20 protein-coding genes and 1 pseudogene are annotated in these 17,507 nt (G+C 43.8%); 12 read left to right on the top strand and 9 right to left on the bottom strand.

Going from position 1 to position 17,507, the window contains the following annotated elements; translation table 11 throughout:
* Positions 1–120 precede the first annotated feature (120 nt).
* The 12 genes and pseudogenes from JHJ32_RS09540 (at position 121) to JHJ32_RS09595 (ending at position 12,001) form a co-directional block, all read left to right on the top strand.
* Positions 121–672, top strand: coding sequence for a ferritin-like domain-containing protein (locus JHJ32_RS09540; protein ID WP_200120839.1), 552 nt, complete (start codon positions 121–123; stop codon positions 670–672).
* Between the two features lie 36 nt (positions 673–708).
* On the top strand, positions 709–2,931 hold the full coding sequence (locus JHJ32_RS09545; RefSeq protein ID WP_079715345.1) for a catalase: 2,223 nt from the start codon (positions 709–711) through the stop codon (positions 2,929–2,931).
* Between the two features lie 91 nt (positions 2,932–3,022).
* A complete protein-coding gene (locus tag JHJ32_RS09550; protein WP_079715346.1) occupies positions 3,023–4,045 on the top strand; it encodes an LLM class flavin-dependent oxidoreductase in 1,023 nt (340 codons plus the stop codon).
* 655 nt (positions 4,046–4,700) lie between these two features.
* Positions 4,701–5,633, top strand: a complete 933-nt coding sequence (locus tag JHJ32_RS09555) for a hypothetical protein (protein WP_079715348.1) — start codon at positions 4,701–4,703, stop codon at positions 5,631–5,633.
* Between the two features lie 108 nt (positions 5,634–5,741).
* On the top strand, positions 5,742–6,293 hold the full coding sequence (locus JHJ32_RS09560) for a UpxY family transcription antiterminator (RefSeq protein ID WP_079715349.1): 552 nt from the start codon (positions 5,742–5,744) through the stop codon (positions 6,291–6,293).
* A gap of 3 nt (positions 6,294–6,296) precedes the next feature.
* Positions 6,297–6,686, top strand: coding sequence for a helix-turn-helix domain-containing protein (locus tag JHJ32_RS09565; protein ID WP_200120840.1), 390 nt, complete (start codon positions 6,297–6,299; stop codon positions 6,684–6,686).
* 660 nt (positions 6,687–7,346) lie between these two features.
* The gene (locus JHJ32_RS09570) at positions 7,347–8,597 is read left to right on the top strand and encodes a site-specific integrase (protein WP_101726667.1); all 1,251 of its coding nucleotides are present in this window, start codon (positions 7,347–7,349) and stop codon (positions 8,595–8,597) included.
* Positions 8,598–9,174: 577 nt separating this feature from the next.
* Positions 9,175–10,247: pseudogene (locus JHJ32_RS09575) on the top strand (DUF932 domain-containing protein).
* Between the two features lie 51 nt (positions 10,248–10,298).
* Positions 10,299–10,706 carry a hypothetical protein gene (locus JHJ32_RS09580; RefSeq protein WP_024566579.1) on the top strand — a complete coding sequence of 136 codons (408 nt, stop codon included), beginning with the start codon at positions 10,299–10,301 and terminating at the stop codon, positions 10,704–10,706.
* Between the two features lie 2 nt (positions 10,707–10,708).
* Complete coding sequence (locus JHJ32_RS09585; RefSeq protein ID WP_200120841.1) at positions 10,709–11,224, top strand: hypothetical protein; 516 nt, start codon at positions 10,709–10,711, stop codon at positions 11,222–11,224.
* Entirely contained in the window at positions 11,208–11,645 is a 438-nt protein-coding gene (locus JHJ32_RS09590) for a hypothetical protein (protein WP_101726671.1), read from the top strand. The genes JHJ32_RS09585 and JHJ32_RS09590 overlap by 17 nt, the downstream gene beginning before the upstream one ends.
* Before the next feature lie 23 nt (positions 11,646–11,668).
* On the top strand, positions 11,669–12,001 hold the full coding sequence (locus JHJ32_RS09595) for a penicillin-binding protein (protein ID WP_101726672.1): 333 nt from the start codon (positions 11,669–11,671) through the stop codon (positions 11,999–12,001).
* A gap of 266 nt (positions 12,002–12,267) precedes the next feature.
* Here the strand turns inward: JHJ32_RS09595 and JHJ32_RS09600 are convergent, their stop codons facing one another.
* The 9 genes from JHJ32_RS09600 to traM all read right to left on the bottom strand — a co-directional run.
* Positions 12,268–12,705 (bottom strand): response regulator transcription factor, encoded by a 438-nt coding sequence (locus JHJ32_RS09600; protein ID WP_200120842.1) that lies wholly within the window; start codon positions 12,703–12,705, stop codon positions 12,268–12,270.
* 41 nt (positions 12,706–12,746) lie between these two features.
* Positions 12,747–12,968 (bottom strand): hypothetical protein, encoded by a 222-nt coding sequence (locus JHJ32_RS09605; RefSeq protein ID WP_095073140.1) that lies wholly within the window; start codon positions 12,966–12,968, stop codon positions 12,747–12,749.
* Positions 12,969–13,247: 279 nt separating this feature from the next.
* Positions 13,248–13,541: a helix-turn-helix domain-containing protein gene (locus tag JHJ32_RS09610; RefSeq protein WP_095073138.1), complete on the bottom strand. Its 294-nt coding sequence runs from the start codon at positions 13,539–13,541 to the stop codon at positions 13,248–13,250.
* On the bottom strand, positions 13,522–13,833 hold the full coding sequence (locus tag JHJ32_RS09615; protein WP_101726673.1) for a helix-turn-helix domain-containing protein: 312 nt from the start codon (positions 13,831–13,833) through the stop codon (positions 13,522–13,524). The genes JHJ32_RS09610 and JHJ32_RS09615 overlap by 20 nt, the downstream gene beginning before the upstream one ends.
* Before the next feature lie 175 nt (positions 13,834–14,008).
* On the bottom strand, positions 14,009–14,290 hold the full coding sequence (locus JHJ32_RS09620; protein WP_095073134.1) for a molybdenum ABC transporter permease: 282 nt from the start codon (positions 14,288–14,290) through the stop codon (positions 14,009–14,011).
* A 260-nt stretch (positions 14,291–14,550) separates the two neighbouring features.
* Positions 14,551–15,000, bottom strand: coding sequence for a DUF3872 domain-containing protein (locus tag JHJ32_RS09625; RefSeq protein ID WP_200120843.1), 450 nt, complete (start codon positions 14,998–15,000; stop codon positions 14,551–14,553).
* Between the two features lie 11 nt (positions 15,001–15,011).
* Positions 15,012–15,572, bottom strand: a complete 561-nt coding sequence (locus tag JHJ32_RS09630) for a conjugal transfer protein TraO (RefSeq protein WP_200120844.1) — start codon at positions 15,570–15,572, stop codon at positions 15,012–15,014.
* 20 nt (positions 15,573–15,592) lie between these two features.
* The gene (gene traN / locus JHJ32_RS09635; RefSeq protein ID WP_200120845.1) at positions 15,593–16,492 is read right to left on the bottom strand and encodes a conjugative transposon protein TraN; all 900 of its coding nucleotides are present in this window, start codon (positions 16,490–16,492) and stop codon (positions 15,593–15,595) included.
* Positions 16,493–16,516: 24 nt separating this feature from the next.
* The coding region (gene traM / locus JHJ32_RS09640; RefSeq protein ID WP_200120846.1) for a conjugative transposon protein TraM at positions 16,517–17,507 on the bottom strand (991 nt) is incomplete at its 5' end.

Here is a 17,507-nt window from a genome sequence, read left to right on the forward strand (position 1 = left end):
AGGTTTTAATCCGGTCGGAAGTAGCTCCGCAAAAGCACAAGAAGATGAAACAAACGGTTCCGTATATTGTTGGCATTCATACCACCAGGCAGCTAATAGTTTCAACTAAAATAGGCAGACATGAAAACGAAGACAAACCCCGAAACAGCAGCCAAAACAGGCACATTGGACAACGCTGAACCCACATTGCACACCTTGCTTTTGGACACCGTCCGCGACTTGTACTGGGCGGAAAACCATTTAATAAAAGCACTTTCCAAAATGAGCGCCTCGGCCTCGTCTGAGGCTTTGAAAAAGGCCATCACCAAACATTTAAATGAGACCAAAACGCAGGTTGGCCGGCTGGAGAAAATTTTTGAAATGCTGGGCGAAAAGGCAGTTGCCAAGAAATGCGACGCCATGGAAGGCCTGACCAAAGAAGGTGAAGCAATTATCGAGACCACGCCGGCAGGTACACAAACGAGGGATGTGGGTATCATCTTCGCGTCCAAAAAGGTCGAACACTATGAAATAGCGAGCTACCTCGGTGCTTATCAGTTAGCAACAACCTTAGGGCTCAGCGAGGTAGGCGAACAGTTGCAGGAGACACTGCAGGAAGAGCAGCAAACTGATAAACTACTTGCCGAAATGGTAGGCGAAATGCTTGCAGGCACGACGGAAAAGATGGCATAAGCCAAATTATTTGATACTAACTAAGTAACTAAAGAAATGGCCAGAAAAACAAAACCGAGTGCACAGGACACTCCGAACCCCGCGCAACCTACCGAAAAAAAAGTACACCCTGCTAACGAAAAAACTGATGAAATGGCTCCCAACCGCGAAGTATCGCGGGGTGAGTTCATGGCTACCAATCACGGTGTGCGGATAAACAACGATCAAGATTCACTAAAAGCTGGAGAGCGGGGATCGTCCTTGCTGGAGGACTTCATACTACGGGAGAAAATTACCCACTTCGACCACGAGCGCATTCCGGAGCGTGTAGTGCATGCCCGCGGATCGGGAGCGCACGGAGTTTTCAAGGTATACAAGTCTTTGTCTCACCTGACCAAGGCGGATTTTTTGCAACACCCAGAACTGGAAACGCCGGTCTTCGTTCGCTTTTCAACGGTCGCCGGCTCCCGTGGTTCGACCGACCTTGCCCGGGATGTGCGTGGCTTTGCGGTAAAATTCTATACCCGCCAGGGAAATTTTGATCTCGTGGGCAACAACATGCCGGTCTTCTTCATCCAGGACGCATTGAAATTTCCGGATCTGATACACGCCGTAAAGCCCGAGCCGGATAATGAAATACCCCAGGCGGCGTCTGCACATGACACGTTTTGGGATTTCATATCGCTCATGCCCGAGTCAGCCCACATGATCATGTGGCTGATGAGCGATCGCGCGATACCACGTAGCTACCGGATGATGGAAGGGTTTGGTGTGCACACCTTTCGCTTCGTTAATGAACAGGGCGAGTCGAATTTTGTGAAATTCCATTGGAAGCCGCTGTTGGGTGTTCATTCCGTGGCTTGGGACGAAGCGCAGAAGATTTCTGGTAAAGATCCGGATTTTCATCGGCGCGACCTCTGGGATGCTATCGAAAGCGGTTCATTTCCCGAATGGGAACTGGGCATTCAGGTCGTGCCCGAAGCAGATGAGCACCGGTTTGAGTTCGACCTGCTTGATCCGACGAAGATTATTCCTGAAGAGCTTGTCCCCGTGGAGCGTGTGGGCAAATTGACGCTCAACCGCAATCCGGACAACTTTTTTGCGGAGACCGAGCAGGCCGCATTCCACGTTGGGCACGTGGTGCCTGGCATCGATTTCACCAATGATCCGCTATTACAGGGGAGGTTGTTTTCATACACGGATACCCAATTGATTCGCCTGGGCGGTCCCAATTTTCAGGAAATTCCCATTAACCGGCCCATTGTGCAGGTACACAACAACCAGCGCGACGGCTATATGCGGCAGACAATCAATAGCGGGAAGTCCAGCTATAATCCTAACAGCTTGGGCGACGGCTATCCGGCGCAGGCGCCTGCGGCGGAAGGAGGCTTCACCTCTTATCCTGAACGCATAGACGGCCGTAAAATACGGGCCCGAAGCAAGAGTTTTTTTGATCATTTCAGCCAGGCACGACTGTTTTACCACAGCCAGTCCGAACCTGAGAAAAACCATATGATTGATGCATTCAGCTTCGAATTGGGCAAGGTGAAAACCGTGGAAGTGCGTCAGCGCATGATTGGTGTGCTCGCGCATGTCGATAGGGCGCTTGCGGCCGCGGTAGCTTATGCCCTCCGGTTATCCGTGCCAGCGAATACTGGCGAGCCACTTAATCACAGTTTTCCGGCAGACGCTGATCCAAGCGACTACCAGCCCATACCGGCGGAATCTCCGTTGGCGAGATCGGAAGCGTTGAGCATGGCCAATACGCCTAAAGACACAATTGCAACGCGCAAGATAGCGGTGCTTGCCGCTGATGGTGTAGACGAAGCTTCCCTGGGTACGGTGCAGGCTGAATTGGAGGCAGAAGGAGCCGTTGTGGAGATCATTGCGCCGAGGCAAGGCTTTCTGTTGTCTGCAAATGACGTCGAAATCGGCGTGCACCATAGCCTTTTGACAGCAGCCTCGGTGCTGTATGACGCGGTATACGTGCCCGGAGGAACAAATAGCGTGGGCACCATTGAAGGTGAGCCGACGGCTATTCATTTTCTCAACGAAGCATTCAAGCATTGCAAGGCGATTGCTGCGGATGCTGGAGCGCGACAGGTACTTGACGCTACTTACTTTGCCAATAAACTCCCCGATGACAACACGCCCGAAACCGTGATGCGGGAAGGGATTGTCATCGAAGCAGATCCTGCAACGCTGGCGATGCATTTCAAGGCGGCAATCGCGCAGCACCGCTTTTGGGAGCGTGAGAAGCCCAGGCAGGTGCCTGCCTAAGAACATTTCGGGTAGGTTTGGGAGCAAGCCATCGGCTAAGCTGTGCGCTTCATGCCGGAAAGTTGATAATCCTTATCTTTGTCATCAGTTTATGAAGAAAATAGGGTTTTTATCGTTCGGGCATTGGGCCAATCATCCGGCTTATAAAACGCGCACAGCAAGTGACACCTTGCTGCAGTCCATTGATTTGGCTGTCGCTGCCGAAGAAGTCGGTTTGGATGGTGCGTATTTCCGGGTTCATCATTTTGCGGCCCAGTTGGCATCGCCATTTCCGTTACTTTCAGCTATTGGAGCCAAAACGAACCGCATTGAGATTGGAACCGGTGTCATTGATATGCGGTATGAAAATCCACTGTATATGGTGGAAGATGCCGGAGCTGCTGATTTGATTTCAAGGGGGCGGTTGCAACTGGGAATCAGTAGAGGTTCGCCGGAACAAGTGATCGACGGTTGGCGCTATTTCGGTTACGAGCCGGTCGCGGGTGAAACCGATGCAGAAATGGGACGCCGGAAAGCGCTGGAATTTTTGGATAAACTGAAAGGTGTTGGATTTGCCCAGCCGAACCCCTATCCGATGTTCCCAAATCCTCCAGGTCTGTTGCGCTTGGAACCACACTCGGAAGGATTGCGGCAACGCGTATGGTGGGGGGCGGCGTCTAATGCCACGGCCGTTTGGGCGGCCGAAAACGGAATGAACCTGCAAAGCTCTACCCTGAAATACGACGAAAGCGGCAAGCCTTTCCATGTACAGCAAGCCGATCAAATCAGGGCGTATAAAGAAGCGTGGAAAAAAGCGGGTCACCAGCGTGAGCCCAGGATATCGGTGAGCCGTTCTATTTTTGCTTTGGTAACTGATCAAGATCACTATTACTTTGGACATGAGTCCAACCGGGTCGACAAGATCGGAATGATTGAGCAAGACAAACGCGCTATTTTCGGAAGAAGTTATGCGGCAGAACCGGATCAACTCATCAAAGAGCTGGCCCAGGATGAAGCCATCCAGGAAGCGGATACCCTCCTGCTGACGATACCCAACACATTGGGGGTTGATTATAACGTGCACATATTGACTGCTATTCTGGAGCATGTTGCGCCCGGTTTAGGCTGGCGTTAATATTCAAACTGCGGTCAAGTGCATCCGCAAGACCAGGTATGCTTCCGGGTTTCTTGGGGTATTGCCTACGGTATGTCCGCGGTACCTGCAAATGCCGGTAGAAAGCCATACCATCGCCCGCCATGTTTTTATGACTCCTCTGCCTTTTTCCTGCCATCATCCGTGCACAATGCGGTGCGGATCCGGGATGTATCTGGGAAAAAGCCGGATCCGCTCCGCATACGCCCCGGATCCGCCCCGCATCACGGCAAAACAATGGCCGGAAAAAGGGCGAAGAAAAGCAGCCGAAAAAGGGAGCGACAGGCTTGTCCGGAAAAAAAAGAATAATAAAAAATATATTCCGTATGTGCGGAGATGGTTTAAAAAAGCCATCGCCTAATGATTTTTTTAGCTAAAACTGCTTGGCAGTGATTTAATTAAAAAAAAAGTATGTTTTGTTCATTCATCAGTTATGCCTATCTTTAAAACGTGAAATATTTGAAGCCCTTTCAGGATCCAAACTGATAACGTCGCGGGGCGCATAGGCTGCTGCTCAATAAGGATGCGAAGTAAGCAAAGCGACGGAAGACAAGCAACGGTGACACGAATAAAGCCCAACTTATACCTGCCTGTAGTAGGTAGGTGAGTCTCATTGCTATTAAAAATAAATAAAATTATGCTTACGAAAAAGTTACCGCTACTCGTTATTTCCCTTGTTTGTTGCGTTGTTGTCGCCGAGCTTGTATTAAGGTATCATTATGGTTTTTGTGACGCTGTGTTAATCAGAGAAGATCCGGATTACGAATACATTGCCCAGCCGGGCCAAAATCGATTCCGGTTCAAAAAACACATAAAGACCAATGCGGTATCCATGAGAAGTGATGAGATAGATGCTGCTGCGGCGATTATTTTAGGCTTTGGAGACTCTTTTATCAACGGGGGTACGGTGACCGACCATAATTCGCTTGCCACTACGCTTTTGTCGGATACCTTAACGAGCCTTTCTGGAAAAAAGATTCAGTTTTTGAATATCTCTGCTGGAACTTGGGGGCCAGACAATTGTTTTGCGTACCTAAATAGACATGGAAACTTCGGAGCGAGGGCGATATTTCTTTTTGTCAGCTCACATGATGCCTATGATAATATGACTTTTGATAAGGTTGTGGGCGTTGATAATAGTTTTCCAAACAAACAATACACTTTTGCGTTATCTGAATTAATGGAACGCTATGTAATACCAACAATCAAGGATAAGTTGGCGCAGAAAGAACTAGGTTCAGAAAAAACGGAAGTTAATAAGCACACAAACAGCGATAAATTTAATAGCGGATTTTCGTCCTTTGCTTCATACTCAAAGGAATTCAACATTCCATTAACCATCTATCTTCATGCTGAACAGTCGGAATTGGGAGCCGGTTCGTACAACGAACAAGGAAAAGAAATCATCGAATTTGCAGAAGGAAATCAAATACCACTAATAAAGGACTTGGAATTAGGTTTGAGTTCGGATGAGTTCAGGGATTATATTCACATTAACGACAATGGTCAGCGAAAATTAGCGGCAAGGGTACTATCCTACATGCAACGCAACATGATGATAGGACATTGAAATCCGAATACCTAACAGGTGAAGGCCGGCGTGCCAAACAAGCACTGACCAAAACAGACGACAGAATATTTTAGGTAGGCCGACTTTGGTTGGCGAAAAGTGATTATCATGGAACGTAAAGAATCTCTTAAAAGAATGAACTCGCGAAATTGGATGGTTATTTACACGCGGTCCAAATGGGAAAAAAAGGTCGCAACGATGTTGGACAATCAGCATATCACGACTTTCTGCCCGTTAATTAAACGTCGCCGTAAATGGGCAGACCGTCAAACCGTAGTAGAACTGCCACTTTTCAATTCCTATGTATTTGTATATGCAAACTTCCATGAACAGCTGAAGGTGCTGCAAACGGCGGGTGTGGTTTGTTTTGTAACCCACAACGGCAAGCCGGCAGTTGTTCCGCAATTGATCATTGAACAGGTTAGGCAATCGGTTAATTTGTATGATGATATCGAAGCAGTTAGGCTGGAGGAGCTTAAAATAGGAGATATCATTAGTATCAACGAAGGAGCACTAAATAATCTAAAAGGAGAAATTGTAGGAGTAGAGGGAGGAAAGGTATTGGTAATCATTAAACAATTGAACTGTGCCTTGGTAGCTAAAGTAAAGGTTCCATATGAACAACTTACTGTCTTGCAAGGTGTCAGTACCACTAGGTGACGGATGAAAGAACAACTGCATCAAGGGCAATTGCTTGAACGCATCGTTAGGAGAAATGGCTATTCGGTGTCCGAATTTGCCAAGATGGTTCATGTAAACAGAAAGTCAGTTTACAATTGGTTTAAACGGAAACAGCTTAGTCCGGACATTCTGTTTAAAGTTCGCTCAGTCATTAAAACTGATTTTACGAACGAGTTTTCTAAACTGGCGAATACAGTTGTTTTGGACGATGAGCATCTGCCAGTTGATTCAATGCACCAAGAATCTGAGCCCGGCTTCGAGGAAACCGATGAACTTGGGGCAGCGTACCATTACTGGAAAGACAAATACGTTGATCTTTTAGAGAAATACAACGAGTTTTTGGTTAAGATGTATAAATTTTACGAGAAGTAAACATCAACTTAAGGTGCTCATTATCCGATCTATAGATCTTGTTTGCGGGTTTGTAACTAACGTGTGAAAAAAAGTGAAATATTTTTCACACTTGGTCTTTCGCCCAGATTGCCGGAGCAATACGTGATTAAAAAAAATCCCCTCTCACCTATCCTAAGCCTATTTTGAATACATAATTCATCGGTGGAATTAGGAAGTCAGAACTCTACATAATTTCACAATTATTAAACAATTGTCGATAGGCATTATTTTATTACGCTCTATATGGTTTATATTTGATTATTGAGAAAATTGTTTGGCTAAAACATTATGCTGAACAATAGCCTACAGAGTGTGGCGCATGTAAGCGGAGTGGCGAAGCTATATATCCGACGGAAAAAATCTCACAATCCTTTTTTAAAAAAAGATTAGATAAAAGCAAAATTACGCAAAATGGTTAGAACCGTTGCTATACAATGCTTTATAAAATAGTAGTCCAAGTTCAGAAGTCGGTGTCCGATAGTTTTTGGGCGTGAAAATACAAAGTTAGGTTACTAAATCGTTACTGATTGACTTCGGTAACTACATAGCTTAACCGATTATATTTCAGTCTTTTGCACCCTTTTCTACATTCCCTTGTAACTCAATGTAATTTAATTTTAAACGTTAAACATTTGAGTTATGGAGCAGACAAAAAAATCGACGTTCAAACTGCTTTTCTATTTGAAAAAGAACGAACTGAAAAAGAACGGTAATGCCCCGATTATGGCACGTATTACCATTGACGGAACCCCTAAAACTTTCGGTACAAAGTTAGAAATTGACCCCAATAATTGGGATTTAAAACACGGAAGAGTTCAGGGCAAAAGTGCGCAGGCATTAAGCATCAATAAAAAACTGGATAACATACGTGGGCGTATCGACAAGATTTATGAAGATATGCTGAAGCACGAGGGCTTTGCGACCTCCCAAAAAGTGAAGCTATCGTTTTTGGGTGTTGGTGTAATGGATGATGCAATATTAAAAGTCTTTAACGACCAAAATGAGGGTTTTAAAAAAATGGTCGAAAAGGAAGAACGTTCCCAAAGTACCTATAACAAGTACATCACGGTTTACAATCATCTTACCACGTTTATCAAAGAACGCTATCATCGTGATGATATGGCATTTCGGGAATTGACTGCCGATTTCATTCGTGAATTTGATTTTTACCTCCGGTACGATTTGCAGTCTTCGCATAATACGGTTTGGGTTTACACTATGCCTGTATTAAGTCTGGCGGAACTGGCTATTAAAAAAGGCTTGATACGTGATAATCCATTTCAGGATTACGAAATCAGTATGGAAGAAACCGACCGGGGTTATATCCTTAAAGAAGATGTAGAAAAGCTGATGATGTGCGTACCACCGCACCCACGGTATGAACTGGTAAAAGACCTGTTCATTTTTAGTTGCTTTACTGGGCTTGCTTATGCGGATATTAAGAAACTGACAAGGAACAATATTCAATCATTCTTTGATGGTCATCAATGGATTATCAGCAGGAGAAAGAAATCAGATATTGCTTCCAATGTTCGGTTAATGGAAATCCCTAAACGTATTATTGAGAAGTATCAGGGTACGACAAGAAATGAATTTATCTTTCCGGCTCCGACCAATTCAACCTGCAATACTCACATAGGTAAACTGGTTGAAAAAGCTGAAATTATTACAGAACAAAAAGTAACGTTTCACACCGCAAGACACACTTTCGGAACAATGTTTTTGACCGAGGGCGTACCGCTTGAAAGCCTTAGCAAAATGATGGGACACAAAAATATTTCCACCACACAGATTTACGCTAAAATCACAAGCCAAAAAATCAGTAAGGATATGGATTTGGTTACGCCGAAATTCAAGGCTATGGAAGAAGCATTTATGATGGCAATCTAATCAGCTTTTATCTCATCACCAGAGCAGAACTTCACGGTTCTGCTTTTTTTATGCCCATACTTCTTGTGTAGGTAAAGCACATTTACTTCCTCTACCCAGTCCAGCGCTGTAAAAGAGCTTATTACCTACTTGCTAAATAGAAAATTGAAAAACGAAACCCATATCTAATGTCCTTCTGCTATTCCGTTTTTCAAATCTCTATTACAGGCTATGATAGCCTGGTCATTAATGCCATAAAAAACTTAGAGTAGAAAATTTCCACAATCAACCGGTAAAAAGGCAGCTAAGTTATAGCGGGCAGCCACCCCACACGCCCAACCAAAAGACTACGGCATAATGGCAAGGCAAAATGCTGGCTTCGCCGAGTTGCTGTGTGTTGCCTTGCCACCCTCCGGGACTTATTCCGTTTCCTTTCGGTTTTACGCTGTTGCCCGCTTGGATTATCTGCTTTCTTTTTTCCGGTTTTTCTTTTGGAAAAATTTATGCGAAGCGAAGCGGAGCAAACCACAACGGGAAGCGGGAAACGAGAAAAGCGAGTGAGTAAATAACATTTTTTCAAACATCAAAATTTAGCATTATGGCACACAACATCAATTTCAACGAGCAAACAGGACGTCATTCATTTTTCAGCGTTCAAGAAAAAGCGTGGCACGGTTTGGGGCAAATCGTAGAGCAGTACCCAACAAGCGAGGAAGCAATCGTACACGCAGGTTTAGATTACGAGGTTATCAAATCCCCACTGTTTACACAGGGCAGAACAATGAGCATAGGCGACAGCGGAGAGCTGATTGAAGCCAACGACATCTTAGTACCTAATAGTTTCGCCACACTCCGCACCGATACCAATACACCGTTGGGCGTAGTAGGCAAAGACTATCATATCGTACAAAACCGTGAGGCGTTCAATTTCTTTGATGCTATTGTAGGCGGAGGCGATGGTATATTGTATGAAACCGCAGGAGCATTGGGCAACGGGGAACGTATTTTTATCACTGCCAAGCTGCCCGACTATATCCGAGTAGGTAACGGCGACGATGTTACCGAAAAGTACATCTTCTTAACCACAAGCCACGACGGTAGCGGAAGTATTACCGCAGCATTTACCCCTATCCGTATCGTATGCCAAAACACCCTTAACGCATCATTGCGGAGTATGACCAATGTAGTGCGTATCAAACATACGTCAGGAGCAAAACAACGTATCGAGAACGCCCATAAGATTATGGGACTTGCAATACTTTGAGCAACCAATTAGAGGGCATTTTTAACCAGTGGACAAAAGTACGAGTAACAGACCGTGAAGTAAGAAAGTTAATCCAGTTGGCACTATGCCCGAACAAAGAAACGCTTGACCTGCTGAAAAAAGGTGCGGAAGATGAGGTTTCCACCGTGTTCAGAAACACCGTAGATGATGCCTTTCAGTACGCTATGATAAGCGACACTCAACAAATGGAAACTACCAAAGGCACATTGTTCGGGGCTTATAATGCCGTTACAGGCTACTTTCAGAATGTACGCAATTATAGGGATAGCGAAGCCAAACTACAATCTATTGTAATGGGTGGTACAGCACAGCTAAAGACCCAAAAAGCCTTTGAACTGTGTACAGACTTTGCCTATTCAGGAGCAGAGATTTTAAACTTCAATTAATCATCTAAGGCGACTGCCTGCAAAGGTGGTCGCCTACTAAAAACAAAAGATATGAAAGCATTAGATAAAATGGATAGCCTCGATAAAGTGGGCTTATTATGCAAACTGTTTCCCGCAGAACTGGAGAACCTGCAAAACGCTATAAAAACGCAATGCGACTACTTTTTGCAAAATGAAACCGCCTTTCGTGAGGGTTGGTATCAAAAGGGATTTTTCACGGCTGAATTTTGGTACAGGCTTGTGCAGAATGCACAAAAAGGAACAGCCCAAAATGAACCTCTTTGGAAACGCCCGAACTGGTTTACAGACCATTTTTTTGACGGACACAATTCAATTTTCGCTATTCACTGCCTGATTGAATATACAGAGGATGCACAATGCAACCTTCAATTAAAACAGACGATACACCTGCTTTTCGGGACTGACAAATTTTTACAGATAACCTTAAACGATAAATAATTATGGCTAATTGGTGCAACAATACGGTTGATTTTGAGGGAACATCCGAAGCAATCGAACAGATAACACAGCTATTCAAATCAATGGCTGAACAGGAACAGAAAGACGACTGCGGGCAATTACCCGATTTCGTACAGGACACTCACGGAGATTATTTCTACAATATCAGTCAGGACAATGAAAGTGCGGGCGTATTCCAGTATGAAACAAAATGGTCGCCAAATACGGAAGCCGTGAAGCAGATAGCCGAACATTTCAAAGTGAATTTTACACAGGACTATGAGGAATTAGGATGCTTAGTATATGGTCAGGCAATATTTGAAGACGGCATACTAACAAAAACCTGCTTAGATAGCCAGGACTTTGACAACTACGAATTAGACGAGGAAACAGACACCTACCATTTTGAGGGCAAGGAGTACGACAGCGAATGGGAAATACTTGAAACCTTGTTAGAGCGTAAAATCAAAAATTATTTGAATACCACTAAAATTTATAACGATGAAACTATCAGATAAAGCGACAGCACATATTTTGGTTAAAGCCAACACCAACAGCGAATGGGATAATTGCGAGTTTGCAATTATTCACCTATCCGATGAATGGAAACAGGAACAGGCAAAACGGCTTGCAGTGGTTAAGCCGTTAGAGGGCAATAATTATTTCTGCTCAATGAACTACTATGATACAGCAGTAGATTTTTACAGGACAGGCAAACACGACAACCCTAATATTGAAGAACTGCTAAAGGGTAAGGAATGGGTATTTGTGGAAGTTGACGAGCAGGAGCAGGAAACGTTTTCCGTACCAGAAAACCGACTGGACTGTTACAGGCTTGTATTGCGGGCAAACGGTACAGGCTACTATACAGCCTACGGGAAGCATACGAGCGAGGAATTTTGGACGGAAGAATTTTCATTAACCCAATTAACAGCTTAATCAATAAACCCCAATTTCAATTTATGACACGTTCAAATCTTCATATCAAATTGAGCAACGGCAAATCTCTTATTTGCGTTGCCGACAGCAGCAGCGCACCCGAACAGGGATATATCGTTGAAAGGCTTTTTTTGCCCTTGTTATCCCTTGATAACAGTGAGCAGGAACTCGAAATGCTTACGGAGCATTGCACAATGGATGAAAGGCGGATAAACGCAGACTACCGCTATTTAATAGACCTTACCACCAAAGAAGTAAAGTTCTTTGAAGAGCATTACAGCTATACAAAGGACACTTTCAGGAAAGGCAAGGATTTAACGGAACGTTATGAAGTGTATTTAAAAACCATAAGCTAAAATAGCAGCCGCCTGACCTGAAAAGTCGGGCGGCAAAAAGACAGATCCTCCCGATGGTCGGGCAGTCTTTTTGCATTTAAGAGGTGCAACCCCTTTACTAAAATACACTGCTCAGCACAAATCCTTTTCCATTTTACTAAACAGGTTGCGACATTATTTCGTGGCATACTCATTATCCCATTTGTTCTATTTGGAGTATTTTCAATTTTAAGTTTTATCCCACAGGATGCCCTGTCTATTGGGGAAAAAGCCCACCTTTAATAAAATTAATTTTTGTAATAGTCCTGTGCAATTTCCACAATACCCGCACTAAAGTATTGCCCCCCATTAAAAAGAGTTTCAACAGCCTTTTTTAATTCGTCAGGGTCGGCTCCTTTTAAAACGTAACCATTAGCCCCACATTCAAGCATTTTTATAACGTCCATTTCATCATCATTAACACTGAATGCCAATATTTTTAATTGAGGGTATATTTCCAATAATTTTTTTGTGGTTTCAAAACCATTCATAACAGGCATATTTACATCGACGATGCAGAGGTCAGGAACATACTCACAGAGCGCAATTTTGTCGATAGCAGATTTTCCGTTTTCCGCTTCAAATAATACTTCAAAACCGTAGCCTATCAGAAAATCACAAATACCTTTTCTTAGCAGGTCGTGGTCATCTATAAATGCTATCTTAATTGTTGGTTCTTTGCTCATTTTCTTCTTTTAATAAGTTTAAAAATCCGGGTTTAGATAAATTAACATCTTTTATACACGTGAGATATGCCATCATTAACGGCAATATCCCTAACATTAAAACGGCAAAGCCATTCTTTAAAGTGTGCTAAATCATTAGGTTTGAAACGTACAATTTCCCCATTTTTAAGAGATATAATAAAAACATCTATACAGAGAGAGAAAGCTGATAGTTGCGACGCAGGGAGGTCAAAATCGGGGTAAAAATTTTCTTTGCTTTCCATAATCTTAATGTTTATTAAGTTAGTGGAACCTGCAAAAAAATAAGGCGCAGGCAACCGCACTTACTGGCATTAAGGCACTGGTACGCCTGACCCCCAAATAAGCGAGCGCCCACGCCTATAACGTGAGCGTTCTTACTTATCTGTTCCGGGGTTTTAAAAATTACCAGTTTCTAATGCGGAACTTAAAGCAAAAACACTTTAAGTATTTCTATATTTTCTGCAAACAAAGATACTAAACTCATTCCTTTTTGATAGCATATAACACAAAAAAGGTTACAGTCAATGTATTTTATGGGAGTTGTAATTCTGCTCCAGTATAGTCAGAATATCGCTTTCCTTGTAAATAATCTTGCCGCCAATCTGTATATACGGCAGGATATTATCATCACGGTACTGCTGTAAAGTGCGTTTGCTGATATGAAGAAGCTTGCACATATCTTCGCCCGAAAGGTAAATTTCCCCGTTCATTACAGGACGGTAGTTTTTCAATATGCTTTCGATACGGGTTCTTAGCTGTGTTATCATTTCCTGATGGGCAATGATTTCTTCATTGTCATTCGTGAATAAATCCATTTTCGACAGTATTGTACGGTTGTCCGGCTTCGAGCAAAGCCTGCACATCCGAGCGTTTATAATAATTCTTACGGTTCAGTCGGGAATAAGGCAATAACCCTTTGTCCTTATACGTCTGCAAAGTCCGCTTGGTAATGTTCATCATCAGGCACACTTCCTGGTTATCGAGCCATTGCTCTTCTTTAAAAATGGGTGTGTATTTCTGCGTGGCATTTTCGGTCAGTTCCAAAAGTGCTTTCAGCTCATTTTTCATTCCGTCCAGTGCGGATTTTTGTATTGCGATTACTTCCATTGTTTGCTCAATTTTGCTTTGGAAGTTGAATTTATAAAGGCTTATTTCTGCGTTGGGGAAAGTTGCAGGGTTTGGCTTTGAGAGGTAGTGTTTGGCGGTTTACTATCCTGTATAAAACAAAAAATCGGATAACCTTTTGGCTATCCGATTTGCTTTAAAATATATGCTGAAACAATTATCTGCGTTGGACAGGTTGTTCGGTTTTTACTTCAGGTTGCTGTTTTTCCTTTTTCTCACGGGAGTACACCCACAACGATAATAGCCCGAATATAATCAGGGCGTAAGCTATCCATTTGCCCACCCTTTCAATCAATTTAATGAAAACCGAACTTTCATAAGATGAGAAGCCCTCTGCTCCCATAGGGCTGCGCCTGTAAAACTTTCTACGGTTAATCCAGTAACGAAGTCCCAAGCCTGCAACCAAAAATATGATACCTATAACTAATGATGCAACCATAACAAAAAACACTTTATTTCCACTGTTTGAATTTACAAAAAATATTTGTTTCAGCCTGTAAACGATGTGAATTAAATGCGAAAACGGCTCACCCAAAAAGGCAAGCCGCTTTCATTGTTTATGGAAATAAAATCTTACTCAATAACTGAAACAGGTTACAAGGATAAGAAATTATTTCTTTTGAAATACACTGCCCGGCTTAAAATTAAAAACGGCTTACCAATCAGATAAGCCGTTTTTTATAAAATGAAATACTGCTCTTAGTCGCTGCTATTGAACTGAAAAGTTATCTGCTTTTCATTGCCGAAGCTGTCCGAAATCCAAACATCAAAGGACTGTGATACGGCAGACGTTGAAGTGTAGTACAGCCTGAACTGCTCCGATGGTAACTGGTACAGGTCATTGGGCTGATACGGCGGTTCGTTGTAGTATTGCAATGTTCCCTGCCCGTCAAATTGAAAGTAACGGAGGAAATACTGCGTATTGCTGTAATTGCCTGTACGCTGTATGGTAATGCGTATTTCTACGGTCTGCCCGTTGGCAACATCTTTAGGCACTGGCATTACATTCACCTCGAAAGGAAAATTGTTCTGTATTTCGAGTTCATCATCTTTGCTGCAAGATACCAACGTAACCGAAGCTGTTAGGATTGTCAGGAATATATACAACGGTAGTAGCCCTGTTCTGAATTTATTGAAGATTGCTATCATTGTTTTACGTTTTAAAAGTTAAACCTTAATCCCACACCTGCGGATGGACGGAACTGTTCCAGATCCGTCCCCCACAAAACTTTTGTACGCCCTTGTAAGACTAAAACGAAACGGTCGGACAGGTACGTTTCAAAAGTGAGGCGACCGCCTGCTCCGTAGATAAAATTATCTTCGCTCAGTATCTTCGCTCCGTCGTACAGCATCGCTTCGCCCCGGTTGATGGTTTCGTAACCGACCACACCCGCTACTGCGAAATTCAGCGTGATGTTCTTGCGGGCATCGCCCAACAAGAAGAAACTGTAACCGCCCTCTGCGGAATAGGTTTCCTGCGGTATGCGGAGGTCTTTATACCCGTGGTACTGGTGGGTATATTCCAACGCCCAAAGTTGGTAGTTACCGTTCTTACCGTTTACCGTCATTGCTGCGCTGATGTAGTAATCGTTACCAATCTTATCATTGGACAATACACCCGCACTTATTTCCAATCCTTTCTGCTTTGGCAGCATCCTTTGCGCCTGTGCAGCCGTGATGCCTATCAGGACAAGCAGCACGGTATAGATATACTTTTTCATATTCTTGCTTTAAAGGGTTATTAAAATTTCAGGTGCATATCTTCAATCAAACGGGCTTTGATTAAATCGGAATTTTCGACCTGCAATGTTTGATGCCTGCCGCCATTATTCTCGAAAATCTCAATCAGCAACACCTTGTCATCGGCAATGGTAAACTGGTCTAACAGGAACACGTTTTGTTCGGTCGATTTTCCGGCAATACCGTCCAATGGCTTGTAAGTTCTTAAAGGTGTTAAAGGGCGTTCCTGGACTACGGTGCGTTTGGCTACTTTCTTATCCACCACTTTGAAATTGATAAAATCAATCTCGAAAGGCACATTGGTACGGTTTCTCAATTCGGTATGGAAATAGTATTTGCCGTTGTGTATGTAAATCCCTTTCAGGATAAACTGAATGCCGAAACTCTTAGCCCCGATATGCTTTACAATGCGTTTGTCTTTCTTGTAAATGGTTTCCAGTAGCAAGCCTGCCAGTGAGGGCGAATTGTTGCCCAGTTCCTCGAAAAGCACATCGTTACCGTTGGCTTTATCTACCGCTTTTTGCATTGTGAGCAGGTCATAGCTCAATGCCTCCGGATAGGAACTGTAATACACGTTGAAGCTGTAAAAACGCCCGTCATTCGTGATAACGGAAAAATTGGTTTCCGGCTCGAAGTCCCTTACGGATGCTTTTACACGCAGCACGTTTTCGGCATCTTCGGCTTTCCCTGCAATCAGGTATTCGCTGCCCAAATCCACGTAACGGATAGCGGTCGGGAAAATCAGGTGGGATGTTTTATCGTAGGTAACTTCCATACGGTACGGTTCTATCTTGCCCATTGCAAGCGGTGTTTTTGCAGTTGCACTGTCCTGTGCATAAGATTGTACGGCAAAGCCGAGTATCAGGGCAATAGCCCAAAAGGTTTTTAAATGATTTTTCATTGTTTTATTTATTTGAGTTCAACATTATTTTTTAGATACGAGGAAGACCTGATAGCCCGCTTTGAGTGTAACCTTTGGCGTTCTTACTTTCTTGGCGAAATAGCCTGAAATGCCCTGTACCACGCCACGGCTTAGGTCTGCGGCAACTTGTTGTCCGGCATTTTGCGTGAGCATTACACTGGTTCCCCCGGTTTGGCTCATATTGCCCGCCATTTCGGTAAGGGCGTTCATTTCCGGCGAATACGGAACGTATAAGCCTTGCTGTCCGTCCAAATCGTAAATGGTTATATCTACCGGAATGATATTACCCTCCAGTTCTACGGAGGTAACTTTTAATTGTAATCTGCCATTCTGAAATTTGGCATTAGCCGTTACAATCGTTCCTTTGGGGATGGTACGTTGCGGGGTTTTAGCAGGTTCTAACAATCGTAAACGCACACCCGTTTCACCAATTACCGTTTGGGCTTCGTGTACACAGGCTTTGATACTGTTTTTAGGCTGTACAGCCTGCTCGATAGAACCTGCGGTATAAAACCCACGGTTTTTTGTTTGGCTCCAATCGGCTGCAAAGGCACTGTCAGACGGCTCACGGTACAGGGCTGAAACAATATTCTTTCTTGTTGGCGTGAACGATACAAATTGCTCTTTTTGGTTAGCACCCGCAGCCCCCGTAGCCGCACCGTTGGCAGGAGCAGTGTTTCCGGTATTGTTGTTTTGCGGCAAATACTTTGCAGCCATTTCATAGGATTTCTCCATCAGTTTGAGTTGGTCGTCAACGGTGGCCACAGGTGGCACATCTTTTTCCGACAACTTTGCTTTAAGTTCGTCCACCTGCTTACGCAATTCCATTGTTTCGGAATTGTTGTCTTGATAGAATGAACCCAGTGTGCTTTGTGCATTACGGTAACTGTTCAATGCAGGATTGCCTTGTCGCCCTGAAGTTCTACCACTACCGCCTAAGCCGTTGCTTTCGTCTTCTTCAGGTAAACTATCTTCATTGTCAGCAGATGCACTG

The sequence above is a fragment of the Parapedobacter sp. ISTM3 genome (assembly GCF_016533505.1).
Lineage (GTDB): Bacteria > Bacteroidota > Bacteroidia > Sphingobacteriales > Sphingobacteriaceae > Parapedobacter > Parapedobacter luteus.